The organism is Kocuria sp. CPCC 204721 (assembly GCF_040980945.1).
Classification (GTDB): Bacteria; Actinomycetota; Actinomycetes; order Actinomycetales; family Micrococcaceae; genus Kocuria; species Kocuria marina.
The window spans coordinates 37,416-62,851 of the sequence record NZ_JAVKPO010000015.1 but is presented as its reverse complement, the minus strand read 5'-3'; the positions used below and the strand labels follow the sequence as shown (position 1 = coordinate 62,851).

At 70.2% G+C, this 25,436-nt stretch carries 22 protein-coding genes, 1 tRNA gene and 1 pseudogene; 5 read left to right on the top strand and 19 right to left on the bottom strand.

Features of this window, described 5'->3' with window-relative positions; genetic code table 11:
* Positions 1–84 precede the first annotated feature (84 nt).
* Positions 85–276, top strand: coding sequence for a hypothetical protein (locus RF637_RS11790; RefSeq protein WP_064846732.1), 192 nt, complete (start codon positions 85–87; stop codon positions 274–276).
* 21 nt (positions 277–297) lie between these two features.
* Here RF637_RS11790 and RF637_RS11785 read toward each other — a convergent pair whose 3' ends face one another.
* Entirely contained in the window at positions 298–1,098 is an 801-nt protein-coding gene (locus RF637_RS11785) for an ABC transporter ATP-binding protein (protein WP_368844920.1), read from the bottom strand.
* Positions 1,099–1,142: 44 nt separating this feature from the next.
* Positions 1,143–2,258 carry an ABC transporter permease gene (locus tag RF637_RS11780; RefSeq protein ID WP_368844919.1) on the bottom strand — a complete coding sequence of 372 codons (1,116 nt, stop codon included), beginning with the start codon at positions 2,256–2,258 and terminating at the stop codon, positions 1,143–1,145.
* A gap of 358 nt (positions 2,259–2,616) precedes the next feature.
* Between RF637_RS11780 and RF637_RS11775 the strand changes: the two genes are divergently transcribed.
* Both RF637_RS11775 and RF637_RS11770 read left to right on the top strand, forming a co-directional pair.
* A complete protein-coding gene (locus RF637_RS11775) occupies positions 2,617–3,900 on the top strand; it encodes a sensor histidine kinase (protein ID WP_368844918.1) in 1,284 nt (427 codons plus the stop codon).
* Complete coding sequence (locus tag RF637_RS11770; protein ID WP_085106647.1) at positions 3,897–4,520, top strand: response regulator transcription factor; 624 nt, start codon at positions 3,897–3,899, stop codon at positions 4,518–4,520. The genes RF637_RS11775 and RF637_RS11770 overlap by 4 nt, the downstream gene beginning before the upstream one ends.
* Here RF637_RS11770 and RF637_RS11765 read toward each other — a convergent pair.
* The 15 genes from RF637_RS11765 to RF637_RS11695 form a co-directional block, all read right to left on the bottom strand.
* Complete coding sequence (locus RF637_RS11765; protein ID WP_368835866.1) at positions 4,489–5,358, bottom strand: alpha/beta fold hydrolase; 870 nt, start codon at positions 5,356–5,358, stop codon at positions 4,489–4,491. The two genes, RF637_RS11770 and RF637_RS11765, sit on opposite strands and share 32 nt — an antisense overlap.
* 143 nt (positions 5,359–5,501) lie before the next feature.
* Complete coding sequence (locus tag RF637_RS11760; RefSeq protein ID WP_368844917.1) at positions 5,502–5,777, bottom strand: hypothetical protein; 276 nt, start codon at positions 5,775–5,777, stop codon at positions 5,502–5,504.
* A gap of 141 nt (positions 5,778–5,918) precedes the next feature.
* Positions 5,919–5,994, bottom strand: a tRNA-Asn gene (locus tag RF637_RS11755).
* Positions 5,995–6,101: 107 nt separating this feature from the next.
* Complete coding sequence (gene dnaG / locus RF637_RS11750; RefSeq protein WP_085106644.1) at positions 6,102–8,072, bottom strand: DNA primase; 1,971 nt, start codon at positions 8,070–8,072, stop codon at positions 6,102–6,104.
* Between the two features lie 150 nt (positions 8,073–8,222).
* The gene (locus RF637_RS11745) at positions 8,223–9,602 is read right to left on the bottom strand and encodes an MFS transporter (protein ID WP_368835865.1); all 1,380 of its coding nucleotides are present in this window, start codon (positions 9,600–9,602) and stop codon (positions 8,223–8,225) included.
* A gap of 120 nt (positions 9,603–9,722) precedes the next feature.
* The gene (locus RF637_RS11740; RefSeq protein ID WP_144931398.1) at positions 9,723–11,042 is read right to left on the bottom strand and encodes a deoxyguanosinetriphosphate triphosphohydrolase; all 1,320 of its coding nucleotides are present in this window, start codon (positions 11,040–11,042) and stop codon (positions 9,723–9,725) included.
* 5 nt (positions 11,043–11,047) lie between these two features.
* The gene (dusB, locus tag RF637_RS11735) at positions 11,048–12,232 is read right to left on the bottom strand and encodes a tRNA dihydrouridine synthase DusB (RefSeq protein ID WP_064846741.1); all 1,185 of its coding nucleotides are present in this window, start codon (positions 12,230–12,232) and stop codon (positions 11,048–11,050) included.
* Positions 12,213–13,064, bottom strand: a complete 852-nt coding sequence (locus RF637_RS11730) for a hypothetical protein (RefSeq protein WP_239318210.1) — start codon at positions 13,062–13,064, stop codon at positions 12,213–12,215. The genes dusB and RF637_RS11730 overlap by 20 nt, the downstream gene beginning before the upstream one ends.
* Positions 13,065–13,148: 84 nt before the next feature.
* Positions 13,149–14,510 carry a galactokinase gene (locus tag RF637_RS11725; RefSeq protein WP_368844916.1) on the bottom strand — a complete coding sequence of 454 codons (1,362 nt, stop codon included), beginning with the start codon at positions 14,508–14,510 and terminating at the stop codon, positions 13,149–13,151.
* 60 nt (positions 14,511–14,570) lie between these two features.
* Positions 14,571–15,983: a sugar porter family MFS transporter gene (locus tag RF637_RS11720; protein WP_368844915.1), complete on the bottom strand. Its 1,413-nt coding sequence runs from the start codon at positions 15,981–15,983 to the stop codon at positions 14,571–14,573.
* A 239-nt stretch (positions 15,984–16,222) separates the two neighbouring features.
* Positions 16,223–16,507: a glycosyltransferase gene (locus RF637_RS11715; protein ID WP_368835862.1), complete on the bottom strand. Its 285-nt coding sequence runs from the start codon at positions 16,505–16,507 to the stop codon at positions 16,223–16,225.
* Between the two features lie 274 nt (positions 16,508–16,781).
* Positions 16,782–17,090 carry a hypothetical protein gene (locus tag RF637_RS11710; protein ID WP_368835861.1) on the bottom strand — a complete coding sequence of 103 codons (309 nt, stop codon included), beginning with the start codon at positions 17,088–17,090 and terminating at the stop codon, positions 16,782–16,784.
* Positions 17,091–17,130: 40 nt separating this feature from the next.
* Positions 17,131–18,108, bottom strand: coding sequence for a GNAT family N-acetyltransferase (locus tag RF637_RS11705; protein WP_368844914.1), 978 nt, complete (start codon positions 18,106–18,108; stop codon positions 17,131–17,133).
* A gap of 7 nt (positions 18,109–18,115) precedes the next feature.
* Positions 18,116–19,498, bottom strand: a complete 1,383-nt coding sequence (locus RF637_RS11700; RefSeq protein ID WP_368835859.1) for a glycine--tRNA ligase — start codon at positions 19,496–19,498, stop codon at positions 18,116–18,118.
* A gap of 310 nt (positions 19,499–19,808) precedes the next feature.
* Positions 19,809–21,005: an acyl-CoA dehydrogenase family protein gene (locus RF637_RS11695; protein ID WP_368835858.1), complete on the bottom strand. Its 1,197-nt coding sequence runs from the start codon at positions 21,003–21,005 to the stop codon at positions 19,809–19,811.
* Between the two features lie 102 nt (positions 21,006–21,107).
* On the opposite strand from RF637_RS11695, the pseudogene RF637_RS11690 reads away from it, so the two are divergent.
* Positions 21,108–22,097, top strand: a pseudogene (locus RF637_RS11690) (AMP-binding protein).
* Positions 22,098–22,223: 126 nt separating this feature from the next.
* Complete coding sequence (locus RF637_RS11685) at positions 22,224–22,742, top strand: MarR family winged helix-turn-helix transcriptional regulator (RefSeq protein ID WP_167318695.1); 519 nt, start codon at positions 22,224–22,226, stop codon at positions 22,740–22,742.
* A gap of 82 nt (positions 22,743–22,824) precedes the next feature.
* Here the strand turns inward: RF637_RS11685 and mmsB are convergent, their stop codons facing one another.
* Together mmsB and RF637_RS11675 are read right to left on the bottom strand one after the other, a co-directional pair.
* Positions 22,825–23,757, bottom strand: a complete 933-nt coding sequence (gene mmsB, locus RF637_RS11680; protein ID WP_239318215.1) for a 3-hydroxyisobutyrate dehydrogenase — start codon at positions 23,755–23,757, stop codon at positions 22,825–22,827.
* Positions 23,758–23,913: 156 nt separating this feature from the next.
* On the bottom strand, positions 23,914–25,410 hold the full coding sequence (locus RF637_RS11675; protein ID WP_368835857.1) for a CoA-acylating methylmalonate-semialdehyde dehydrogenase: 1,497 nt from the start codon (positions 25,408–25,410) through the stop codon (positions 23,914–23,916).
* Positions 25,411–25,436 lie beyond the last annotated feature (26 nt).

Here is a 25,436-nt window from a genome sequence, read left to right as displayed (position 1 = left end):
CATGCCGGGACCGGCTGGCTACCTACGCCTACATCCTCCCGGAGGCAAGCGCCACGAAAAAGGTAACGGGGCACGACCGCGTTCGTGGTACTGGGTGCACTGCTCGTGCTCGGTGGTCTCGCTCCGTTCCTGCTCCGGGAACCCCGCACCCCGCTCGATCCGCAGGGTCCGCGCGCGGCGGGGCCCGATGCGGACGCCACGACACCCCCGGGCGAACCCCACGCGGGCGTGGACGCGGCCGCGGGCACCACGGGCCGGCCCGACTCCCGGCGGTGAGCCCCGCCGGGAGAGGGCCCGTCAGGCCACGGTGGCAGCGACGCGACCGCTCGCCGTCGTGGCCTGTTCCGTGTCCAGGTGACCGTCCTGCATGCTCACGCATGCGTCCGCGAGGGGGACGAACTCGGTGTCGTGCGTGACCACGAGGGACGCCAGGCCGAAGGTGTGGGTCAGATCCGCGAGCAGTTCCATGACGCTGCGGGACCGCGCGTGGTCCAGCGCCGCGGTGGGCTCGTCCACGAGCAGCAGGTGCGGCCTGTTCATGAGCGCCCGGGCGATGTTGACGCGCTGGCGCTGCCCACCCGAGAGCTGATGGGGGCGGCGGTCCGCGCAGTTCTCGAGCCCCACCTGTGCGAGCAGTTCGTCCGCCCGAGCGCGGGCCCGCGCAAGCTCCTTGCCCCTGGCCCCGGCCACGTGCGCGGCGAGTACGAGTTGTTCGCGGGCGGTCAGCGAGGCCAGGAGATTGGGCTGCTGGAACACCATGCCCGTGTGCTCCCGGCGGACCCCGGCGAGTTCGCGTTCGGGGAGCTCCTCGAGCCGACGGCCCGCCACGGACACCGAGCCGGAACTCGGGCGGACCAACCCGGCGGCCACGGCGAGCAGCGAGGACTTGCCGGACCCGGACGGGCCCACGAGCGCCGTCATGGTGCCCGCGGCCAGCTCGAGGGACACACGGTCCAGAGCTCGCACCGTGCGGGGCTCGCCCTGCTCGTCCGTGCCGTCCGGGTACTCCAGGCAGAGGTCGGTCACCCGGAGGGCGGGATCGTCGGTCGAGTACTCATGCGGCCCGTCCGGGCGTGCCGCTGCGGTGTGGTTGTCCATGGGGTCTCCTGCGCGGTGACGGGGGTGACGATCGGAATGCATGCTCAGTTACCTCCCAGGGCGATCATCGGATCCACGGTGGACACGCGGCGCACGGCGAGCACGGACCCGATCAGTCCCAGCGCCAGGACACCGGCCACGGGCAGCGCCATGGTCGCAGCGCTCAGCACGAACGGGACCGCGGACCCGGCGAGCGCACCGCCGGCGATCCCCAGGCCGCCGCCCACGAGCACGCCGATCGTGAGCACCACGACGGCCTGGACCAGGGAATCCCGCACCACGTAACCACGGCTCGCGCCGAGAGCGCGCAGCACAGCAATGTCCCGGGTGCGCTGGATGGTCCACACGGTCAGGAAGGAGATCACCACCAGGGCGCTGATGCCGTAGAGGAAGCCCTGCATCATGCGCAGCGAGCCCTGCTCCGACTCGTAGGCGGGCAGCGCCGCGAAGGCGTCCCCGGTGTCCATGGCCACGGTTGCGGTGCGCTCCGTGACCCCCTCGGGCACGGTGTCCGTGGTGAGGGCCAGGGCGGTGGCCTGCTCGGGGTCGTCGGTGTGGGCCACGGCGGGAAAGTCCCCCATGCTGAGCCACACGACCGGCACGTGGCTGTAGTACTCGTCCGCCACGACCCCGGTGACCTTCAGGGACGTGCCGGCCAGGGTCACCGCGTCCCCCACGCCCACGGTCATCTCGCGAGCCAGCGTCTCACTGAGCACGGCGGCGCCGTCCTGTGGGTGGGTGACCCCGTTGACGGCGCTCAGCCCGGGCGCGAGCCGCGAGCCCGGTTCGAGCGCGACACCGGCCACGGAGGTGGCCGACGCGGCGTCGGCGGAGGAGTTCGCCCCGTCCCCGGCCCGCGCGGTGGTCTGCACGAGGCCGAGCCGCTCCACGTGGTGCGCGCCCACGGTGTCACGCCACGCGCGCGTTTCGTCCGCGGTGATCCGGGACGTCGTGAAGGACGGGTCGGACGCGTCCCCCGCCGGGGCGCTGAGCACGAACCGCTGCGCCTGCAACCGTTCCAGGGCCGAGGTGTTCTGGTGGCCCAGCCCGTTGGTCAACCCGGTGAGCAGTACGAGCAACAGCGTGATCAGGGCCACGACGGTCGCGAGCAACGCGAACCGCCCCTTGGCGAACGTGATGTCCCGTAGGGACAGGTACATGGTGATCTCCGATGGGTCGAGAAACTGTTCCCCTCAAGCCTCGCGGGACGCGGCCGCCGGCGGATCGCCCCGCAGGTGGAGACCGTCCAGCCCCTCGGGGGATGCCGCGCTCAACCAATCGGTTGACCCGCCACTCGCGTCACATGCGTAGCATGGCGGGAGACCCGGCCGTGCCGTGCGCGCTGCTCGCCGATGGCGGCATCCGCCCGATCGCCGCGCGGCGATCGGGACGCTGCGTCTTGGTCGGGGCACCGCACTCGTGCGACCGCGCCCGGGACTCGGGCAGGACGACGACGCCGTCCCCGGCACACCGCTCCGACCAACCAGTCCACCGCACGACCCGGAAAGGAGCCCCCGAGTGCGCGAGGACCTCTCCACCCCCGCCGTGCTGAGCGCCCTGCGGGTCACGTTGCACGTGAGCTTCGCGGCGCTGTTGGTGCTCGCCGCCGTGCGCGCGGTGCTGCACCTGAGCCGGGCCCCTGGCGGCGGGTCGATGATCGCCGTCGTCCTGGGACTGAGCGTGCTGCTCGCGGCGGTCTACCTCGCGGGGACCCTGGTGGAGAACCGTGTGGCGCGGGGTCGTGCGAGCCGGGAATCCCTGCGGTGGGGTCCCGGGTGGCTCGGTCTCATCGCGGCGCTGTGGGCCGCGCTGGCCCTGCTGAGCCCGGACTTCTCGTGGGTCGCGTTCCCCCTGTTCTTCCTGTGCCCCGTGGTACTGCCCACCGCGGCGGCGCTGGTCGCGATCATGGTGCTCACCGGCGTCGTGGTGCTCTCCCAGTACCTACATGCCGCCCCGGGAGCGTTCACGGCGGGAATGGCGCTCGGACCCGCGATCGGTGCGATCGTCGCGCTGCTCGTGAGCTTCGGGTACCGCGCACTGTACGAGGACACCCGCCGCCACGTGCGCGCGATCCGCGATCTCGAATCCACGCGAGCCGAGCTGGCGCGCCAGGAACGGGACGCGGGGACCATGGCCGAGCGCGACCGGTTGTCCCGCGAAATCCACGACACCCTGGCCCAGGGGCTGACCTCGATCGTGCTAGTCTCACGGGCCGCACAGCGCTCGCTGGAGCGCGCCGAGCTCGACGCGGCCCGCGCGCAACTGGCCACGATCGAGGACACGGCCGCGGCCGACCTCGCGGAGGCGCGTCGGTTCGTACGGGACCTCGCCGCGCCGGCACCGGGTGACTCCCTGCCCGCCGTCCTCGCGGAGGTGTGTCACCGCACCCGGGAGGCGGCCCGCGCCGTGGGCGCGCCGCTCACGTGCGAGTTCACGGTGGAAGGTGCCGTCCCCGAACTGCCCGCCCCGCAGCGCACCCTGTTCGTGAGGGCAGCGCAGTCCACCCTTGCGAACGTGACCTCGCACGCGCGGGCGTCACGCGCCGTCGTGACCCTCGCGGGCTGGGACGACGCCGTGACGCTGGACGTCGTGGACGACGGCGCGGGCTTCAGACCGCGTTCCGCCGCCGACGACGCACGCAACGACAGCTTCGGACTGGCCCACCTGCGACGCCGCGCGCACGAGCTCGGGGCCGTCCTGACCGTGGAGTCCGAACCCGGCGCCGGAACGGCCGTGAACCTGCGGTTGCCCCTGCCCGCGCCCGAAGCCACCCGCCCCCTGCCGAATGGAGATTCGTCATGACCACCCGCGTATTGCTCGTGGACGATCATCCCGTGGTACGCGCCGGGCTGCGCGCGGTGCTCGAATCGGTGGGTGACATCGTGGTCGGCGCCGAGGCGCCGGACGGACGCGTGGCGCTCGAGATGCTGTCCCGCGCGGGCGGCTCCGTGGACGTGGTGGTCATGGACCTGCAGATGGGTTCCGGGATGGGCGGGCTGGACGCGACCCGGCGCATTGTCGCGGCGGGCGGGCCCCCGGTGCTGATCCTCACGACCTACGACACCCAGGCGGACATCGTCGCCGCGCTCGAGGCCGGCGCGACCGGTTACCTCCTCAAGGACTCGCAGCCCGAGACCATCGGTGCTGCCGTGCACGACGCCGCCGCGGGCCGCCCCGTACTGTCCCCCTCCGTCACGGCGCGGCTCATGCAGCGGGTGCGTTCCCCCGGCACGTCGCTGAGCGCGCGGGAGATCGAGATCCTGCGCGGGCTCGCCACGGGCGCGTCCAACAGGGCCCTGGCCAAGGAATTGTTCATCTCGGAAGCCACCGTGAAGACGCACCTTGTACACATCTACGACAAGCTCGGGGTGGACAACCGGACGGCGGCGGTCAACCGTGCGCGGGAAGAACACCTGATCTGACGGATGCGATCACGGCGGCGATCCGCTCGGGGTGATCCACCATGACGAAGTGACCGCTGCGTCGCAACACGATCGTGTGCACGGGCGCTTCCCGGGACAGGTAGGTGGCCCGGGCGAGCATATGGCGCACCCACCGGGTGACCCCGATCCGCGGCAGCCGTCCGTTCGCGGCCACCACCAGGACGTCCAGCTCCGGGTCCAGGGGCGTGTGGGCGGCCAGTTCCCGCAACCGGTTCATGCACGCCACGTAGCCCGCGAGTTCCCGCAGGGACCCCATGAGGAAGTTCGGGGATGCCAGATCCACGCGCAGCTGCGGCCACGAACGCATGAGGCGTCCGCGTCCGGGCACGAGTCGCCCGGCCACGACGGGGCCCATCACACGCCACACGGCACCCGCCACGCGGGACCGCGCCAGGGGCAGCGTGAACCGGCGGAACCGGCGGGCTGTCGCGGCCTCGTCGTGGGCCGGGTCCGCGCCCTCGGCCGAGGGCACGGACGCGTCCAGCAACACGAGGTGACGGATCCGCCCCGGATGCACCCGGGCCGCCACTTCGACCACCGCGCCACCGAAGGAATGTCCCACGGCCGTGACGGGTTCCCGAACGCCGCACACGGTGAGCACGGCGGCGAACCGATGCGCCTCCTCATCGAGATCGGGGAGTTGTTCGGACACCCGGTCCCCCTGGGCGTATCCGGGGCGGTCGTACACGATCACGCGGTGGTCCCGGCGTAGCCGTTCGACGACGGGAAGCCAGTCCCACAGGGTCGACGCCACGCCGGAACAGCACACGATGACCGGCCCGGAGCCCGCATCGAGGATCCGTACGGGGCCGCCCATAACTTCGCGGGTGCTGACATGATCCCCGATGCCCGACGGCGCGGAACCGTTGTCCTTTTCGTTGTGAGTTCCCGTGAGCGCAACCGCTGGGCGACGGGCACACCGGCCGCGGCGATGAGCCACACCGCGATTGCGGGAGGACATCACTTCGCGGGCCCGTCCGTCCCTCGCGCACCGTTCGGGAGAGCGCGCCACAGGGTCCGCAGCCGCGCAGAGGAGAACGCCGTCACCCCGGCGAGCACCACCCCGACCACTGCGTCCACGGTTCGCAGCACGGTGGCCCCGGCGAGGTCCGCGACGACGCACTCGGACACGAAGGACGTCCACGGGTGCAGTTCCCGGTTCACGAGCGGATAGAGGACCCACACCGAGTACAACAGCGCCGCTACGGCGCACAATCGGCGAGAAGCCAGAGTCACGGAACCGGGTCACCCGCCTGAGTCGTGGGCCGCACGTACGGAACAGCCGCCGAGTCTATTAGGCCGCGGCGGCTCCCGGAGGCGGGTGCCGCCCTGGATACGACGAAGGCCCCCTTCCGTACTGGAAGAGGGCCTCCGTGGTGGCTCCCCCGACTGGACTCGAACCAGTAACCCTTCGATTAACAGTCGAATGCTCTGCCAATTGAGCTACGGGGGAATGTACGCACTGCTGCGCAACGAGACGATACTTTACCGCCCCGTCGCGGCTTCCTCAAATCGAATCCCCGCCACCACCCGCAAGCGCCACACCCCTCTGAGTCGGGGTCACACCCCGGTGAGGCTGCGCCGCTGCAGTTCGAGGTCCAGCAGTTCGCGGTTGAGCTGTTGGTACAGCTCGGGTTCCCGTTGCGCGTTCAACCGGTTGAGGTGGGCCAGTTTGTCCGACTTCGCCCGGTTGATGTGCATCTCCACGAGCGAGGTGAGCACGCCCACCGCGTAGTTGCGCATTTGTTGCTCGGTGGCCGCGGGTAGCGGCGTGACGGACAGTTGTGCGAGGTAGCCGTGCAACGGTTCGGGCAGGTGGGCGCGCACGTGTTCGAGCCACGCGCGACCGCCCTCCCCGTGATAGTCCTCGTCCGCGCGGGCGGCCACCACGGCATCGTGCAAGACCTGGTGCACCCGGTACGTCATGCCGGCGGAATCGAAATGCTCCCAGTAGCCGTCCGGCACGAGGTCCGGGAGCTGGAGCACCACTTCGAGCGCCTCCCGTTCCATCCGGGACACGGGTTCGCGCGGATCCGGCAGCTCGGGCGCCTCGGGCCGGTGGTTCTCACCGGGGGCCGAGCCGGGCCCGGAGACAGGCCCCGAGCCATGCCTCGATCCGACCGAGTCACCGCGGTGGCCACGCGCATCCGGACGGTCCGGGGTCGACCCCTGAGCGCGCCCCCGCCCCGGTTCTCCCCGGCCGTTCTCACTGCGGGAGGCGGCGTCGACGGCGCGCAGCACCTCGTTCGTCTCGATCCCCAGCCACCCGGACAGCTCCCGCGCGTACGCGGGGCGCAGGGCGGGGTCACGGATCCCGGCCACGATCGGGGCGCACGCCCGCATGGCGCGGAGCCGACCCTCGAGGCTGTTGACGTCGTACTCGCGGATCGTGGCTTTCAAGGCGAACTCGAACAGCGGGGTGCGGGACTCCACGAGATCACGCACGGCCACGTCCCCGCGGGTCAGGCGCAGGTCACACGGATCCATCCCGTGGGGCTCGACCGCCACGTAGGTCTGGGCCACGAACCGCTGGTCCTCCTGGAAGGCGCGCAGCGCGGCCTTCTGTCCGGCGGCGTCGCCGTCGAACGTGAACACGACCTCTCCCCCGGCGGAGTCGTCCGAGAGGAACCGGCGCACGATCTTGATGTGGTCCGCGCCGAACGCGGTGCCGCACGTGGCCACCGCCGTGGTGATCCCGGCCAGGTGGCACGCCATGACGTCCGTGTACCCCTCCACGACCACGACCTGTTTGGTCTTGGCGATCGGCCGTTTGGCCAGGTCAATGCCGTAGAGCACCTGGGACTTCTTGTAGAGCTGGGTCTCGGGGGTGTTGAGGTACTTGGGGCCGGGATCGTCGTCGTAGAGCTTGCGTGCCCCGAACCCGATGACCTCCCCCGCGACCGCGCGGATGGGCCAGATCAGCCGCCCCCGGAACCGGTCGTAGAGTCCGCGGTTGCCCTCCGAGACCATGCCGGTGAGCTTGAGTTCCTGGTCCGTAAACCCGTGATTGCGCAGGTGCTGCAACAGGTGGGACCACCCCTGCGGTGCGTAGCCGATCCCGTAGGTGCGAGCGGCGTCATGATCGAAACCGCGCTCCCCCAGGAACCGCTGGGCCGCGGCGGCCTGCCGGGTGTAGAGGTTGCGTTGGAAGAACTCCGCGGCCACCTTGTGTGCGTCGAGCAACCGCTGTCGACGCCCTACTTCCTCCCGGTTGGGTGCGGAACCCTGCTCGTAGTGCAGCTCGTACCCGATCCGGGCGGCCAACCGTTCCACGGTCTCCGAGAACGGCGTGTGGTCCATTTCCATGAGGAAGGAGATGACGTCCCCGGACTCGTCGCACCCGAAGCAGTGGTACGTGCCCAGTTGGGGGCGCACGTGGAAGGACGGCGTGCGTTCGTCGTGGAAGGGGCAGAGTCCCTTGTACGAACCGATGCCCGCGGGCTTGAGGGTCACGTACTGTTCCACGACCTCGCGGAGGTCCGTGCGCGCACGGACCTCGTCGATGTCTTCACGCTTGATCAGTCCGGCCACTCGGCCAGTTTAGGCACCCCGTCAAACCGGATCGCGCACGCGTCACGGATGTGCAGCGGCCCGGAACGACTGGTTAACGGGCCCGCAAGGACACGCGATGACTCCGGCCACGGCGTCACCGAACGGTCCTGCGACGAACAGGGCGCGGGGTCAGCGAGCCGCCGGGGCGTCGTCGTTCCCGCCGACCACCATGCGGCGGTCCGGGGCACCCACGGTCTTGGAGCCGACCATAGCCAGGCTGCCCAGGGCACCGACCGCGGCGAACGCGAAGAAGCCCCACGGGTACGCGAGCCCGGCACCCAGCAGCGTGCCGCCCACGATGGGACCGCTGATCGCGCCGAGACGCCCCACCCCGGCGGACATGCCCAGGGCGGTCGCGCGCACGCGCGGCGGGTGGTTGGTCGCGGTGAACGCGTACACGAGCACCTGGGAAGAGAACACGAAGCACCCGGTCAGGAACACCATGACGTAGATCCCGGCCACGGGCAGCCGGATCGCGAGGGCCGCGAGCAGCACGGCCGAGGCCGCGAACCACATGATGCTCGCGATGCGGGGGGTAATCCGGTCCGCCACGCGGCCACCGATCCACAGCCCCACCACGGCGCCCACGTTGAGGATGAGCAGGAAGCCCAGCGCGTTGCCGAGGTCGTAGTCCGCGGCGCGCATGATCTGCGGCAACCACGTGTTGAGCCCGTACACGAGCAGCAGACCCATGAAGGACGCGATCCAGATCACCACGGAGTTGCGCGCGTACGTGCCGCTCAACAGTAGGGCCGCGCCCTTCTTCTCGGCCACCACCTGGGCCGACGGCGCTGCGGCACCGCGCGCGCCCGAGGCCGCGGGGGCGGCGTCGCCGATCTCCAAAGGCACGTTGTAGTGCGCGGCCACCCGGCGGGCATCCTCGAGGCGGCCCTTGGACGCGAGGTAGGACGGGGACTCGGGCAGGAACACGAGCATGAGCGGTACGAGGATCAGGGCGGGCAGCGCGCCCACGATGAACATGGTGTGCCACGTGAAGTGGGACAGCACCCAGATCGCAAGCGCTGCGGTGAGCACGGCACCCACGTGGTAGCCGGTCATCATGACCGTGGTGGCGTTGGAGCCGCGGCCGGGGCGGGAGAACTCGGTGACCATGGAGATGCCGGTGGGCAGGCAACCGCCCAGGCCCAGGCCCGCGAGGAAGCGCAGGATGCCGAACCACAGGACGGTCGGGGTGAACGCGGCGGCGAACGTGAGCACCGAGAATACGATCACGGCGCCGATGAGCATCTTGCGCCGGCCCCAGCGGTCCGTGAGGTAGCCCATGCCCAGGGCGCCGACCATCATGCCGAACAGACCGGCGGTCGCGACCGCGGTGGCCTCACCGGTGGTCATCCCCCACGCCTGGTCCGCGAGCAGGGCGGGCATGACGGCGCCGAGCACCACGGCGTCGAAACCGTCGAGCAGCACCGCGATCCAACACAGCGGAGCCACCCAGGCGGCGGATTCCAGGACGAGCCCACGCGATGGGGCGGCGGTTTCGGAACTCACGGGATCACTTCCGGTCGTGGGGAGGGAACACGGTGATCTTAGTCTCACGCGGACGTGACGCACCCGATTTTCCCGATCAACGGGACGCGATGTGGGGCACAGAATTGATGCCGCCGGACCTCACCAGAGCGGCTTGTCCCCCGTGCGCCAGTTGGTGCCCCGGATCCGGTCGTGCAGCGCGACCGCGGAGCGGTCCGTGAGGCACGCGATCTGATCGACCACGAGCCGCAACCGGGCGGCTTCACTGCCGGGGCCGTCCCCCAGGGCACGCCAGTCCGCGGCGAACTCGGGGGCCAGGAACCGCCCGTCCGTCTGCATCAGGGCGTCCACGAGGATCGTGAGGATCTCGTGCTGGTTGTCGTAGAGGGGCAGGGCGTCCCGCACGGTCATCACGAACGCGGTCGCGATGCCCTTGAGCACCCCGATCTCCAGCTCCGTCTCGCGCGGGACCACGAGGGACGCCCGGTACCGGGTGAGCCGGTCGTCCCCGGCCACGTCCCGGGTGGCCGCGACCGCGGACATCGCGAACCGGCCGATCAACTGGCTCGTCATGTTCTTCAGTCGTGCCAGATCCGCGCGTGTCCCGTGCAGACGGGGAATCCACACGGATGAGGACTCGAGCCGGGACAGCGCGGCGTCGAGCTCGTCCTCCGTGGCCGCGGGCAGGTACCAGCTGCGGGTGCACTCGATGACCCGGTGGCGGTGCGCGGGTTGCGTGAGGTTCTCGAGCTGCAGGGCGTGGGCCGCGACCGCATCCTCGACGTCGTGGACGCTGTAGGAAATGTCATCCGCGAGATCCATGACCTGGGCCTCGATGCACTTGCGTCCGGGCACCGCGCCCGCGCGGAACCACTCGAACACAGGCAGGTCGTCCTCGTAGACTCCGAACTTGCGGTTGGGGCGCCCGTCCGGCCGGGGCGGGGCGTCCGCCGCGCTCCACGGGTACTTGCACGTGGCGTCGAGTGTCGCGCGGGTAAGGTTGAGCCCCGCGGGCTCCCCCGACGGCGCGATGATCTTGGGCTCGAGCCGCACGAGCAGGCGCAGGGTCTGGGCATTACCCTCGAAGCCCCCGATCCCGCGGGTCAGCTGCGCGAGCGCCGTCTCACCGTTGTGCCCGAACGGCGGGTGACCGAGGTCGTGGGACAGGCACGCGGCGTCCACGACGTCCGGATCGCACCCGAGCGCCTTGCCCAGCTCGCGCCCGATCTGGGCGACCTCGAGCGAATGGGTTAGCCGGTTGCGCACGAAGTCGTCCGACTGCGGCGAGACCACCTGGGTCTTGGCCGCGAGCCTTCGCAGCGCGGAACTGTGCAGCACGCGCGCGCGGTCCCGCTCGAAGTGGCTGCGATGGCGGTTGTGGTGGTTCTCGACGACGAACCGCTCGGTGTCGGTGGGCTCGTAGTCCGGGGGCAGGATCGCCAGACGGTCGGGGGTGTGCAGTGGGATCAGCCTCCCGAGACGTCGAGCTCGGCGGCCGCGAGACCCAGCCGTTCGGCGTCGCCCAGGATGCGGGAGTCGAGCCAGCCGTCCGGCAGGTGGGGCTTCTTGGGCGAGCCCGCCCGGCCCCGAGGCCCTTCGACGTCCGCGCCCGGGTAGGGGGCATCCAGGTCGAGTTCGTCGAGCAGTTCGCGCAGCGCGGCGAGTGTGGGCACCTGCGCCATGCGGGCGCGTAACTGCCCGCCCACCGGGTACCCCTTGAAGTACCAGGACACGTGCTTGCGGATCTCGCGGCAGCCCTTGAGTTCGTCCCCGAACTCCTGGGTGAGCAGCTCGGCGTGGCGGTACACGGTCTCCGCGACCTTGCGCACACCCGGCCGGTAGCGGCGCGGGCTGCCCTCGAAGGCTGCCTGCAGGTCCCCGAACAGCCACGGCCGGCCCTGACAGCCCCGACCCACGACGACGCCGTCCACGCCCGTGTGCTCGACCATGCGCACCGCGTCCTCCGCGGAGAAGATGTCCCCGTTGCCCAGCACGGGGATGTCCGGGAGGGCCTCGCGCAGCCGCGCGATCGCATCCCAGTCGGCGTGGCCCGAATAGTGTTGTTCGAGGGTGCGCCCGTGCAGGGCCACCGCGGCGATCCCCTCATCGCGGGCCATGCGCCCGGCATCCAGGAAGGTCTGGTGTTCGCCGTCGATGCCGATGCGCATCTTGACGGTCACGGGGATCTCCCCGGCCTCGCGCACCGCCGTGCGGATGATCGCGCGGAACAGGTCGGTCTTCCACGGCAGGGCGGAACCACCACCGCGCTTGGTGACCTTGGGCACGGGGCACCCGAAGTTGAGGTCGATGTGGTCCGCGCGATCCTCCTGCGCGACCATCCGCACGGCCTTGCCCACGTTCACGGCGTCCACACCGTAGATCTGGATGGATCTCGGGGTCTCGTGGGGGTCGTGGTCGATGATCCGCAGGGACTCGGGGCGGCGTTCCACGAGTGCCCGCGCCGTGACCATCTCGGTCACGTATAGTCCCCCGCCGTACTCCCGACACAGGGTGCGGAAGGACTTGTTCGTGACCCCGGCCATCGGCGCCAGGACCACGGGTACGTCCACGGTCAGCCGGCCCAGCTGTAGGGGTTTCAAGTTCAACACGGCCGGTTCACGGTCCGCGGTCTCAGTCGTCTCGGTGCTCATCGTGGGCCATTGTCTCATTCGTCCGCTGCCCGGCGTCGCGGTCGGTGCGCGCGGACGCGTCCACCTGCTCGAGTCGCATCGCGAGCTTGAACGCGCGCACCTGCTCCTCCCTGCGACCCAGGGTCTTGTACACCGCGCCCAGGTCCCGCAGGCACTGCACCCACTCGCGCGTGTGGGCCTCCGGCTCGGGCAGCGCGGGGTAGAGGTTGCTTGCGGTGTGGAGGGCGTGGGCAACGTCGTTCCAGGCCATCATCCCCTCGGCGAGCGCCGCGAGCCCTTTCCAGCACATGATCTGCCCGGCCACGTCCCCGCGCGCTTCGCAGCCCGCGAGCACGGTCTCGTAGTGCTCGGCCGCGAGTTTGCGCCGCCCGGCCGCTTGCGCCGCGGTGGCCAGGTGGGACACCCAGCGCAGGTCCTCCCGCGTGACGAAGCCCGCACCGTCCCCGGCGGGTCGCGCAGGATCCACCCCCGCCGCCGCGGCCCCCTCCTGGAACTCGCGGTATGCGTCCCACGGGCGCCCGGCCAGCAGCAGCACGTCCCCGAGGTTCTCGAGGCACTGCACCCGCGCTCCCAGGGATCGCGCCGACCGTGGCGCGCGCTTGTACTGCGTCGCGGCCAGTCGGTAGTAGTGTTCCGCGTCCGCCCAGTCGCCGGCGTCCCGCGCGAGATTCCCCAACCACGACGCCGCCTGGCCCGCTTCCAGCCACGCCTCCCCGAGTCGCGCCGCGCGCAGGGCCACCTCGTAGTGATCGCGTGCCGTGGCGGTGTCCCCGGACGACGACGCCGCCCGGCCCCGTTGCAGCCTGCGCGCCACCCTGGCCCGTGCGAACATGCGCCCTCCTCCTGTGCTCCTACCGCGTGATTCTTCCAGCACCGAATCATTGCCCCGTGCAACCGATGCCGCAGGGGCGCGGGGTCAGAGGACCCTGCGGGCGGCGTCGGACGGGGTGAGCGTGAGGAACAGCGGATCGGGGAACCTGTTCTCCGCGAACCGGTGCTGCACCGCGCTCGCGAGTCGCTCCACGTGGGTCTCGGGAACCAGGGCGATCACCGAGCCCCCGAAACCGCCGCCCACGACCTTGGCGCCCACGGCCCCGGCGGCCAGGCAGCCCTCGACCGCCGTATCCAGTTCCGGGACCGTGACCTGGCAGTCGTCCCGCATGGACTCGTGGCCCGCCACGAGCAGCCGCCCCACGGCCGCCCAGTCCGGGTCCGCCTCACGCAGGAGTCGGGCGATCTTCTCCGAGCGCACCATCTCGGTCACGGAATGACGCAGGCGCAACCGGGTCCCTCGGGGGTCCTCGGTCAACGGAGCGCCCGCCCCGAGCAGGTGGTCGAAGCGCTCGAGGACCGCCGCGGCGTCGTCGAACCCCGGATCCTCGGGCAGTGCGTCGCGCAACCGGGAGACCCCGAGCACGGCGGCGGCGGCCTCGCACTCGGCGCGGCGGGAACTGTACTGACCGTCGGCCAGTTTGTGCGGGGCGCACGTGTCCACGGCGAGCCACGTGAGACCCGCGAGCGCGGGATCGGCGGGCAGACGGGCGACGTCGAAATCGCGGCAGTCCAGCGCGAGCAACTGCCCGGCGTGCGAGCGCAGGGACGCCGTCTGGTCCAGGCCGCCGGTGTTGGCGCCCACGATGTAGTTCTCCGCGTCCATGCAGGCTCGGGCCAGGGCACGGCGCAGGGTGTCGTCCGGGTGGTCGTCGCCCGTGCGCAGCGAGAACAGGGCGAGCGCGACCGAGCACTCGAGCGCCGCGGAGGAGGCGAGCCCCGCGCCGATGGGCACGGTCGAGTCCACGAGCAGGTCCGCGCCGAAGTCCGCACCGAGCGCGAGTTCGGGCACGGCCTCGTGCTCGGAGTGCCCCACGGCCACGCGGTTCATCCCCCACGCCACGCCCGCGGCGTAGCCGAACCAGCCGTGGATGGCTCCGGGTTGGACGTCACTCACCCGGGCCGCGCGCGGCTCACGGTCCGCGACGGAGGCGTCCGCGTCCTGGAGGGACTGCGCGTGCAGCAGCCCGTCCGTGCGGGGTGCGGCGGCGGTCAACGTCACGTACTGGTGGGCGAAGGGCAGGCACATCCCGCCCGAGTAGTCGATGTACTCGCCCATGAGATTCGCGCGGCCGGGCGCGGCCCACACCCCTGCGGGCGGGCGGGCGTAGACCTCCTCGAACTTCGTGCTCAACCGCTGCGCCCGCTCACGCACGTCCGGTTGCGCGACCCAGCGCGGGCGCGCGAAGTCTTCCGGGGTGGTGGTTTCGCTGAGCTCACAGGACACGAACGGTTCCTCACATGGTGTGGACGGGGCGTCGCAGGACGACTGACGAACCATTGTCCCCTACCCGGCGCGGAAGTAGCGCTCCAGCTCCTCAAGGGACTTGTCCTTGGTCTCCGGGGCCACGCAGTACACCCACACGATCGCTATGAGCTGGAGCACCACGAAGATCATGATCGTGTACCCCACGCCCAGCGCGTCCGTGAGCACGGGGAACGTGAGCCCCACCAGGAACGTCATCATCCACAGGATCCATGCGCACACACCCATGCCCACGCCGCGCACGTTGAGCGGGAAGATCTCGGACATGTACAACCACGTCACGGTGCCGATGCAGCACTGCATGAACCCCACGAACACCACGATGCACGCGAGGATCACCCACGCGCGCGCCGGACTGCCCTCGGGGATCGTCAGGTAGGACACCGCGAAGCCCGTCAACGACGTTGCCGTCCCCACCAACCCGGTCAGCAACAGTGTCCGGCGGCCCACGTGCTTGAGCAGGTACATGGCCAGGGCAACAGCCACGACCCCCATGATCCCGGGGATGATGTTGGCGTAGAACGCCCCGTTGCCCCCGAAGCCCACGTCTTGCAGCACCGTGACGCCGTAGTACTGGATCGCGTTGATCCCCGAGATCTGGTTGATCACGGCCATGGACGCGCCCAGCACGAAGATTCGTCTGATCCACGGGACGCGGACCAGATCCGTGATCCGGGCCGCGGGGCGGTGCTCGTCCTCGTGGGCAAGTTCCAGGACGGTCTCACCCTCGCGCCGGTCGTAGGAGTCCTCGCGGATGCGGCGCAACACCTGGAACATCTTCTCCACCGCTCCGTGGCGGGCCAGCCAGCGGGGGGACTCCGGCACCACGATCATCCCGATCCACAGCACGAGCGCGGGGACGGTCGCGAGCACGAGCATGACGCGCCACACGTGCGGGAGGTGCCCGAACGCCGTCGCCAACCCCGCGTTGAACACGAAGGCGAGCGCCTGGCCGCCCACGATCATCAGCTCGTTCTGAGCGACCACGCGACCGCGCAGGTGCGAGGGGGCGAGTTCGGCGAGGAACACGGGCACGATCACGGAACACGCGCCCACGGCCAGCCCCAGCAGGCAGCGGAACATCACGAGCACCGCGACGGTGGGTGCGATCGAACACCCGATCGTGGCGACCACGAAGACCACAGCCAGTATCATCAGCACCCGGCGGCGGCCGTAGCGGTCGGCGAGCTTGCCGCCGAACGCCGCGCCCCACGCCCCGCCGAACGGCAGGATCGAGGCCACGAGACCCTCCAGGAACGGCGTCAACCGCAGATCCGCCACGATGGACGGCAGCGCTCCGTTGATCACCCCGGTGTCGTAACCGAACAGCAATCCGCCGAACGTGGCCACCGTGGCGATCAGCCGCAACCGGCCGTTCATCTCCTGGCGTCGCGGTGGCTCCGTGCGCGACGGACTCGCCTGGGTCTCGGGCATGGGACTCCTTTCCTCCGTGAACGTCTTACCACGAACGACGCATTGCGGGGCCCGCGAGGCTGCTCGGCGCCGACCCGCTCGACGTCCTGTCGTCAGGTCAGTCCTCGGTGCCCGCGATCCTGGCCGCGGGCTCCACCGCCGTGGCGCTCGCGAGCGTGGCCGCGTGGCTCGTGACGGCCGTGCTGTCCCGGCACGAGCAGCACGCGGAGGCCTCGTAGACCGAGACCGGACGGCGGCGGTCAGTTCGCACCGCGGCCCGAACGGATCCCGTGATCGTGGAGCTCGTCCCGCAACGCGCGCCACATCCTGTCATACGTGAACCGCTCGGTGACCACGGCCCTACCCGCCTCCGCGAGCGCCTCCCGCTCGGCCGGGTGGCGCAGCAAGCGGTCCACGGTGTGTCGCCAACCCTCGGGGTCACCGACCGCCACGGGTGCCGCGAACCCCGCGCTGAGGTATTCGCTCAGGGCTTCGGTCGCGGTGAAGGCCACGGCTGCCCCGCCGGCCGCGGCCTCGAGTGCCACCGTTTGCCCGGTGAGGTACGCGAGCTCCCGCGTGGGAACGGCCGTGATCGGACCTGGCGGCGAGGACGTCGACGGCCCGCTGCGTCCCGTCGTCGGTGAACAGTTCCGGTGCGCAGCCGAACGGGATAGCGGCCGCCTGATCGGCCCGGAACCCTGCATCCACGAGGATGTCGATCTGGTTCCGGCTCAGCGTGAGGATCAGATCCACCGCCGAGAACCGGCGGACGAGCGCGCGTCTGCGATGGGGATCCGCTCGTCGGATCCATTCCATGAGCTAGCACGAAATCATCACCAGGAGTGTGCCTGCGTACGGCGGCACGTCCCGCCGCTTGAGCTGCGCGGCGAGTGCCGTGACGGGTTCGAGCACCCCCAGGACCAGTTCGGCGTTCCGCACCCCGGGCACGGCCCTGAGGGGCACGTCCACCATAGTGTGGGTCCGATGCTCCACGACGTCCCGCAGTTTCCGGGGTAGCCTGCCGCGCAGGGGTCGGACACCGGTGACCGGGAAACCCGGACCCGGAAACAGGTCGATGCCGTACGGGCACGCCGTGTGGTCACCCGCGTGGAGAACCAGTGTCCTCACCGCACCCGTCCTCCCCCCGCACCGGCTTGGACCGGCGGCCTTACACGCGGTCGTCCACCAGCGTGACCGTTTCCGTGACCACGTGCGCGACCCCGGCCTCCAGCAGGTTGTCCACCACGGCCACGAGCGGGGTCATGGAGTCGTCCACCCCGAGCTCCACGGGGTAGTCCCGGACCAGCAGGGCCAGCAGCGTCTCCACGGCCGCACCCGCCTCACGCGCGGAACCGTCATCGGAAGAGGCGCCCGGCACGTAGCCCAGCAACACGTCCGCGGCCTCGAACCGGGTGGCCCGGTCCTCGGGATCCTGCGGATCGAACGGGCGGTAGCTCACGGCGAACGCGGTGATCGGTGCGGGACCGTCACTCCCCGGAGCGCCCGCGCGCAGCACCAGGGCTCCGAACGCTCCGGCGGTGTCCGAGAGCAACTGCCGGTTCACCGCACCGATCCCGATCTCCGCGACCGGGTCCCATTCGTGGACCGAGCGGTAGAACTCCCACACGGCGCGTGTTAGTTCCACGGAACCGGTCGCGAGATCTTCCACGGAGCGCACCCACGAGCCGTCCGCGGCCTGTCCGAGCGCGGGTTCGGGCAGGGCACCCGCGGCCACGCGCACCACGCGCGAGCGCATGGCCGGGGTCAGGCCCTCCGCCTTCGCGAAGCTCTCCCCCGCGGAGCCGGGGGTCACGCGGGAGCGCAGCGCCGTGACGCTCGACGGCGCGTCCGCGGCCACTTTCCGCAAGCGCGCCAGGAGCTCCCGGCCGATGCCTTCGCGCTGCCGGTCCGGAGCCACCTCCACGTACGCCCACAACCGGCGCGGGTGCCACGAGGACTCGTAGACCACCCCGGCCGCCACGGGGACGCCGTCGTCGACGGCCACGAGCGTGCGGGAGAACGCGGCGGCGTCGTCGGCACCCAGTCGCGCACGGAAGGCCTGCGCGGGTGCCGACGGCGCGTCCGGCCAGACCTCGAGCAGACGCAGGTCGTCGTCCTCGCGCCACGGACGGTACTCGATGCTCATGCGGTGCCTACTTCTCGAGGTGGTCGGCGAGGTACTGCTGGACGCGGTCCAGACCCACGCGCTCCTGGGTCATCTCGTCGCGCGAGCGCACGGTCACGGCCTGGTCCTCGAGGGTGTCGAAGTCCACGGTGATGCAGAACGGCGTGCCGATCTCGTCCTGGCGGCGGTAGCGGCGGCCGATAGCCCCGGCGTCGTCGTAGTCGATGTTCCAGCGCTTGCGCAGCTCGGCGTCCAGGTTCTGCGCGGCGGGGCGCAGGTCCTCCTTCTTGGACAACGGCAGCACGGCGGCCTTGACCGGAGCGAGGCGCGGGTCCAGGCGCAGCACGGTGCGCTTGTCCACGCCGCCCTTGGTGTTGGGGGCCTCGTCCTCCACGTACGCGTCCACGAGGAACGCCATCATGGAACGGGTCAGCCCGAATGACGGCTCGATCACGTACGGGGTATAACGCTCCCCCGAGGCCTGGTCGAAGTACTGCATCTTGGTGCCGGAGTGTTCGGTGTGGTTGTTCAGGTCGAAGTCCGTGCGGTTGGCCACGCCCATCAGCTCGCCCCACTCGGAGCCCTGGAAACCGAAACGGTACTCGATGTCGATCGTGCCGTCCGAGTAGTGCGCGCGGTCGTCCTCGGGGACGTCGTAGCGGCGCATGTTGTCGGGGTTCACACCCAGGTCCACGAACCAGTTCCAACACGCCTCGACCCACTCGTCGAAGTAGCGCTTCGCCTCGTCCGGGTGGATGAAATACTCGATCTCCATCTGCTCGAACTCCCGCGTGCGGAAGATGAAGTTGCCCGGGGTGATCTCGTTGCGGAACGCCTTGCCGATCTGCCCGATCCCGAACGGGGGCTTCTTGCGCGCCGCGGTGACCACGTTGAGGAAGTTCACGAAGATGCCCTGAGCGGTCTCCGGGCGCAGGTAGTGCTTGCCCTCCTCGTTGTCCACGGGACCCAAGAAGGTCTTCATGAGCCCCGAGAACTGCTGGGGGTCGGTCCACTTGCCGTCCTGGCCCGTCTCGGGGTCCTTGACGTCCGCGAGCCCGTTGACCGGCGGATGCCCGTGCTTGGCCTCGTACGCCTCGAGCAGGTGGTCCGCGCGGTAGCGCTTGTGGGTGTGCAGCGACTCCACGAGCGGGTCTGTGAAGGTCTCCACGTGGCCCGAAGCCTCCCACACCGCGGAGGGCAGGATGATCGAGGAGTCCAGGCCCACCATGTCCGCGCGGCCGCGCACGAAGGTCTGCCACCACTCGCGCTTGATGTTCTCCTTCAGTTCCGCGCCCAGGGGCCCGTAGTCCCACGCGGAGCGCGAACCGCCGTAGATCTCACCCGCCTGGAACACGAAGCCCCGGCGCTTGGCCAGGGAGATGACATTGTCCAGGGTGGATTTGGCAGCCATGCGGTCTCACGTCCGTTTCTCGCCCGACCGCTGGCTGCGGCCGTGCGTGGAGTACTGGGTGGGTCGTTCACGGCGCCGACGACGACGCCGCGGGGCCGCCCACGCGGGACCGGCACCGAAGGGTGCGGGTGCGGTGGGGACGAGAACGCCCGACGGCGCGCGAAGGCGCTGTCACCAGGGTAACGAGGATGCCGAATCCCCGCCTAACCGTGCGGCCCTCGCTCATGAGGGACCGCGCCCGGTCGGTCACGACCCCGGGCGCGGTCGTGCGGGCACGGCTTCCCACTTCTGGTCGTCAGCTCCCGGCCACTCAGACGAACGCGGAAACCCCCGTCAGCGCCCGGGAGACGATGAGCGAGTTGATGTGGTAGCTGCCCTCGTACGTGTAGATGGCCTCGAGGTCCCCCAGGACCTTGGCGATCTCGTAGTCGCTCAGCAGGCCGTTGCCGCCCAGGGCGTCACGCGCCAGTGAGGCCGAGCGCCGGCCGAGCCGGGTCGCGGTGGACTTGGCGAGGGCCGCGTGCATCATGTCCATCTCGTCGCACGTTTGCAGGCGGGTGACTTGCACCATGAGCGCGGAGCTCGCCGCGAGGTTGCCCGCGATCTCCGCCATGGCCTGCTGGACCATCTGGAAGCTCGCGAGAGGCTTGCCGAACTGTTCCCGCCGCAGGGTGTACTCGCGCAGGACGTCCAGGATGGCCTGTTGGGCGCCCACCGCTTGCCACCCGACCCAGGCGCGCGAGTCCTTGAGCAGCATGTTGGCGGCGTCGAAACTCACGGCCCCGGGGAGCAGGGCGTCCGCGGGGACACGCAGGTCCGTGAACGTCACGTCCGCGTTCTGCATGATGCGCAGACCCATCTTGTTGCCGATCTTGGTCGCGGCGTACCCGGGTGTCCCGGTGGGCACGGCGAAACACTTGACCTGACCGTCGGCCGTGTCCCGCGCCCACACGAGGGCCAGTTGGGCCACGGTTCCGGCACCGATCCAACGTTTTCGACCGTTGATGACCCACTCGTCACCCTCGCGGGTGACCGTAGTGGCCAGGCCGCCGGCGATGTCCGAGCCGTGCTCGGGTTCAGTGAGGCAGAACGCCCCGATCGTGGAGAGGTCCGAGAGTCCGGGGAGCCACGTGTCCTGTTGCTGCTGCGACCCCAGTTCCACGAGGGTCCCCACGATCAACTCGTTGTGGATCCCGATCAGCGCGGACAGGGACACGTCCGCCCGGGCGAGCTGCGCATGCACGAGTCCCTGGAATAACAGGGACGAGCCGTCCCGGAACAGGTTGCCCAGGCCGAGCTCGGCGAGCGGGGGCAGCATCTCCAGGGGCAGGTGCTCCCGGTTCCACGGGTCGATCGACTGACGGCGGACGTTGTCCTGCAGGTGCTTCTCGATCCCCGCCAAACGGGTGCGTTCGTCATCGCAGAGCAGCTGCTGGATCTTCAGCAGGTCCACTCCGGGAAGCTCGGACGCGGCACGGGGACGAGAGGAGGTGATGGTGGTGGTCATCCTGGCCCTCGGGTGCTCGGTAATCCAATGGTGATCTTTTCAACTATAGACCGTCCAAGTACATATGTGTGTCACAGATCACATGGATTTGAGGGGCCGGTCATGACCGTCACGGACGAGATTCGCGCCGCACGCGACCACCTGGTGTCGCTCCAGCAGGAGTGGGAACGGGCCCGGGAAAAGTTCGTGTGGCCGCGCTTCGATGCTCAACAACCAGGTGGAGCTGTGGGAGTGCATGCTCGCGTGCATCAAGCTGGGGGCGGTGGTGATCCCCTCGACCACCCAGATGGAACCCACCGACCTCACGGCCGGGTGGAACGCGCCGGCGCCTCGCGGGCGGTGGGCGGCGTGGAGGATGCCGCCAAGTTCGCCTCCGGGCCCGGGGACTACGCGGTCGTGTACGTCCCGGGGGTCCGGGCGGGTTCCGAACCGGTCGCCGCCCCCGAGCTTCCCCACCGCACGTGCCTGGACTACCGGGACGCGTACGCGAGCTCGGACGAACTGGAACCGGACTCGCCCACGGGCGGGGACGCTACCCTGCTGCTGTACTTCACGTCCGGGACCACGTCCACGCCGAAACTCGTGGAGCACACCCACACGTCCTACCCCGTGGGCCACCTCTCCACGATGTACTGGATCGGTCTGGAACCCGGCGACATCGTCTCGGTGGACGAGAACGGGGTGTTCAGCTACATGGGCCGCTCCGACGACGTGTTCAAGTCCAACAACTACAAGATCTCCCCGTTCGAGCTCGAGTCCGTGCTCGTGGAACACCCCGCGGTGCTGGAAGCGGCCATCGTCCCCACCCCGGACGAGCTGCGCCTCGCGGTCCCCAAGGCCTGCGTCACGCTCGCGCCCGGCCGCATGGCCGACGTCGCGACCGCCACGGAGATCCTGGCCTACTGCCGCACCAAGGTCGCACCCTACAAGCGGATCCGTCGGATCGAGTTCCTCGAACTGCCTAAGACCATCTCGGGCAAGATCCGTCGCGTGGAACTGCGCTCGGTGGAGACGCGGCGCTCCAAATCCGGCCGAGCGCCGGAGGGGTACGGGACGGAGTACCGCGAGGAGGATCTGTCCCTGGACCAGTAATGGCCGCCCGGTGACGGCCCTCCCGTGACGGTCGCCCGGTGACGGACGTTCGATGACAGGCCCTTGGTACCCTGACCGGGCCGCGGGAGGGCACCGACGGCATCCGATGAGGAAGGCGGGTTCCCTATGTCGACCACTCCCGGGCTTCCCAGGGACCCCATTGCCGAGGCCCAACGCAACTGGATGCGGCATGGGTGGGAGGACACCGCCGCGCCCATGGCGGCGGTCACGGCCATCATGCGCGTGCAACAGATCCTGCTGTCCCGGGCCGAGGCCGTCCTCAAACCGTTCGGGCTCACATTCGCGCGCTACGAGCTGATCGCGCTGCTGAGTTTCTCGCGCGAGCACCAGATGCTCATGAAGAAGGCCAGTGCCCTGTTGCAGGTCCACCCGACCTCCGTGACCAACGCGGTGGACCGCCTCGAGGACGCGGGCCTGGTGCGCCGCGAACCGCTGCCCAGTGACCGGCGGGCCATCACCATCGTGCTCACGGATCGGGGGACGGCCGTAGCCGCCGAAGCCACCGAGGCGCTCAACCGTGACCTGTTCCGCGACACGGGGTTCGCACCGGACGAGGTGGACTCGCTCATCGCGATCCTGCGGCGCTTCCGCGCACACGCCGGGGACTTCGCGATCGAGGGCTGACGCCCCTGCGACGCCAGGCCCCGCCATTTAAGCCCCGCCGCGCACGCTCCCCGCTCAATCCTTGCTGGTCAGGCGATGCCATTCAGGCCCCGCGCTCGCTCTCGGCGCGGATGGTCTCGATGATCCCCGAGAAGTCCCGGTGGGCGCCGTCGCCGGCCGCGAACTCGCGGTACAGCTGCGCGGCGAGCGGGCCCATGTGGGCCGCGACCCCGGTATCGGTCAGTGCGGAGACGGCCAGGTTCAGGTCCTTGGCCATCAGGGCTCCGGCGAAGCCCGGCCGGAAATCGCGGTTGGCGGGACTCGCGGGAACCGGCCCGGGCACCGGGCAGTTCGTGGTCAGGGACCAGCACTGTCCCGAGGCCTGCGAGACGACGTCGTACATCGCGTCGTGCGTGAGCCCCAGTTTCTCGGCGAGCACGAACGCCTCGCTCACCGCAATCATGGACACGCCCAGGATCATGTTGTTGCAGATCTTCGCGGCCTGCCCCATGCCGTTGCCCCCGCAGTGCACGATCCGCCCGCCCATGATCTCGAGCAGCGGGAGCACCTCCCGGTATACGTCCTTCGGGGCGCCCACCATGAACGCGAGCGTTCCCGCCTCCGCCCCGACGACGCCGCCCGAGACCGGTGCGTCCGCCGCCCGGTGGCCCGCCGCCACGGCGAGTTCGGCGGCGTCCTGCGCGTCGGAGATGTCGATCGTGGAGCAGTCGAGGAACGTGGTCCCGGCGGGTGCCGCCGCGAGCAGACCGGGCGCGGCGTCGTCGCCCGTGTAGGCCTGCCGGACGTGTCGACCCGAAGGGAACATGGTGATGACGACCTGCGCCTCATGGACCGCGGCCGCGGGCGAGTCCACCACCGTGACCCCGGCCGCGCGGGCGGCGTCCATCGCGGCGGGGACCACGTCGAACCCCAGGACCGGGACGCCCGCGGCCACCAAGTTGGCGGCCATGGGCCCGCCCATATGGCCCAGGCCCAGGAAGGCCACCCGGAGATCTGTTGTGCCGGAGGTGTTCATGGTGCTCCCTGACGGTACGGAACCCGGGGGTTCGGGACGTTCGGTTCGGGCGTTCGGCTCGGGTCGCGAAGTGCGGGTCGTGAGGCGCGGGACCTATGGGGCGGGGACCAGGGCCGGGCCCCGTGGAAGGGAACCCGCGGCCGCCCGCGGGCCCGCTCAGCTGCCGGCGGGCATCACGAAGCTCGAGCCCTCCTTGGCCCCGGAGGGCCAGCGCGTGGTCACGGTCTTGGTCTTCGTGTAGAACTTCAACCCGTCCGTGCCGTGCTGGTTGAGGTCGCCGAAACCGGAGGCCTTCCACCCGCCGAAGGTGTAGTACGCGATGGGCACGGGGATCGGGACGTTCACGCCCACCATCCCCACGTCCACCCGGGACGTGAAGTCGCGCGCGGTGTCCCCGTCGCGCGTGAAGATGGCCACGCCGTTGCCGTACTCGTGCTCGGAGGGCAGGCGCAGGGCCTCCTCGTAGTCCTCGGCACGCACAACACACAGCACGGGGCCGAAGATCTCGTCCTTGTAGATCTGCATGTCCGGTGTGACGTGGTCGAACAGGGTGGCCCCGACCCAGAAGCCGTCGGGGTGACCCGCGACCTCCGCGCCGCGCCCGTCCACGAGCAGCGTGGCGCCCTCCTGCTCACCGATGCCGATGTAGCGCTCGATGCGTTCCTTGGCGTCCGGGCCCACGACCGGGCCGAAGTCCGAAGCCGGGTCGAGGGACGGGCCCAGGGTGAGTTGGTCAATGCGTTCGCGCAGCAGGTCGACCAACCGGTCTGCGGTGGCCTCCCCCACGGGCACCGCCACGGACACCGCCATACAGCGCTCCCCCGCGGAGCCGTAGGCGGCGCCCATGAGGGCGTCCGCGGCCTGCTCGAGGTCCGCGTCCGGCATGATGACCATGTGGTTCTTGGCACCCCCAAAGCACTGGGCGCGCTTGTTGTGCTGCGCGGCGGCCACGTAGATGGACTGGGCGATCGGACTCGAACCCACGAATCCCATGGCCTTGACGCGCGGGTCCTCGATCAGCGCGTCCACGGCGGTCTTGTCCCCGTGGACCACGTTCAGCACGCCCTCGGGCATCCCGGCCTCGACGGCGAGTTCCGCGAGCCGCACGGGCACGGACGGGTCGCGCTCCGAGGGCTTGAGCACGAACGTGTTGCCCGCTGCGAGCGCGATGCCGGTCTTCCACAGCGGGATCATGGCCGGGAAATTGAACGGTGTGATCCCCGCGACCACGCCGAGGGGCTGGCGGACCGAGTGGACGTCGATCCCCGTGCCGGCGTTCGCGGAGAACTCCCCCTTGAGCAGGTGGGGTGCCCCGGCGGCGAATTCCACGACCTCGACGCCGCGCTGAATGTCCCCGCGCGCGTCCTCCAGCGTCTTGCCGTGTTCGTTGGACAGCAGCTCGGCCAGCTCGTCCGCGTTCTCGTTAATCCGGTCCACCCATTTGAGCAAGAGCCGCCCCCGGCGTTGGGGGTTGAGCGCGGACCATACGGGGAACGCCTCCTGGGCCGAGATGACGGCGCGCTCGACCTCGTCCGCGGTGGCCAGGGGCACCTGCGCCGCGACCGTGCCCCGCACGGGGTTGTAGACGTCCCCGAATCGCCCGGACTCCCCCGGGACGCGTGTGCCTGCGATGAAATGTGGGATCTGGGTCATGGTCGTCTCCTCGCGGCGCTCCAGTG

Coding starts and splice junctions, on each gene's coding strand:
- mmsB (WP_239318215.1), bottom strand. CDS start 23,757: ATGAACACCTCCGGCACAACAGATCTCCGGGTGGCCTTCCTGGGCCTG.
- RF637_RS11685 (WP_167318695.1), top strand. CDS start 22,224: ATGTCGACCACTCCCGGGCTTCCCAGGGACCCCATTGCCGAGGCCCAA.
- RF637_RS11785 (WP_368844920.1), bottom strand. CDS start 1,098: ATGGACAACCACACCGCAGCGGCACGCCCGGACGGGCCGCATGAGTAC.
- RF637_RS11780 (WP_368844919.1), bottom strand. CDS start 2,258: ATGTACCTGTCCCTACGGGACATCACGTTCGCCAAGGGGCGGTTCGCG.
- RF637_RS11705 (WP_368844914.1), bottom strand. CDS start 18,108: ATGAGCATCGAGTACCGTCCGTGGCGCGAGGACGACGACCTGCGTCTG.
- RF637_RS11730 (WP_239318210.1), bottom strand. CDS start 13,064: ATGTTCGCACGGGCCAGGGTGGCGCGCAGGCTGCAACGGGGCCGGGCG.
- RF637_RS11770 (WP_085106647.1), top strand. CDS start 3,897: ATGACCACCCGCGTATTGCTCGTGGACGATCATCCCGTGGTACGCGCC.
- RF637_RS11675 (WP_368835857.1), bottom strand. CDS start 25,410: ATGACCCAGATCCCACATTTCATCGCAGGCACACGCGTCCCGGGGGAG.
- dusB (WP_064846741.1), bottom strand. CDS start 12,232: ATGAGCACCGAGACGACTGAGACCGCGGACCGTGAACCGGCCGTGTTG.
- RF637_RS11695 (WP_368835858.1), bottom strand. CDS start 21,005: ATGACCACCACCATCACCTCCTCTCGTCCCCGTGCCGCGTCCGAGCTT.
- RF637_RS11765 (WP_368835866.1), bottom strand. CDS start 5,358: ATGGGCGGCCCCGTACGGATCCTCGATGCGGGCTCCGGGCCGGTCATC.
- RF637_RS11720 (WP_368844915.1), bottom strand. CDS start 15,983: ATGCCCGAGACCCAGGCGAGTCCGTCGCGCACGGAGCCACCGCGACGC.
- RF637_RS11700 (WP_368835859.1), bottom strand. CDS start 19,498: ATGGCTGCCAAATCCACCCTGGACAATGTCATCTCCCTGGCCAAGCGC.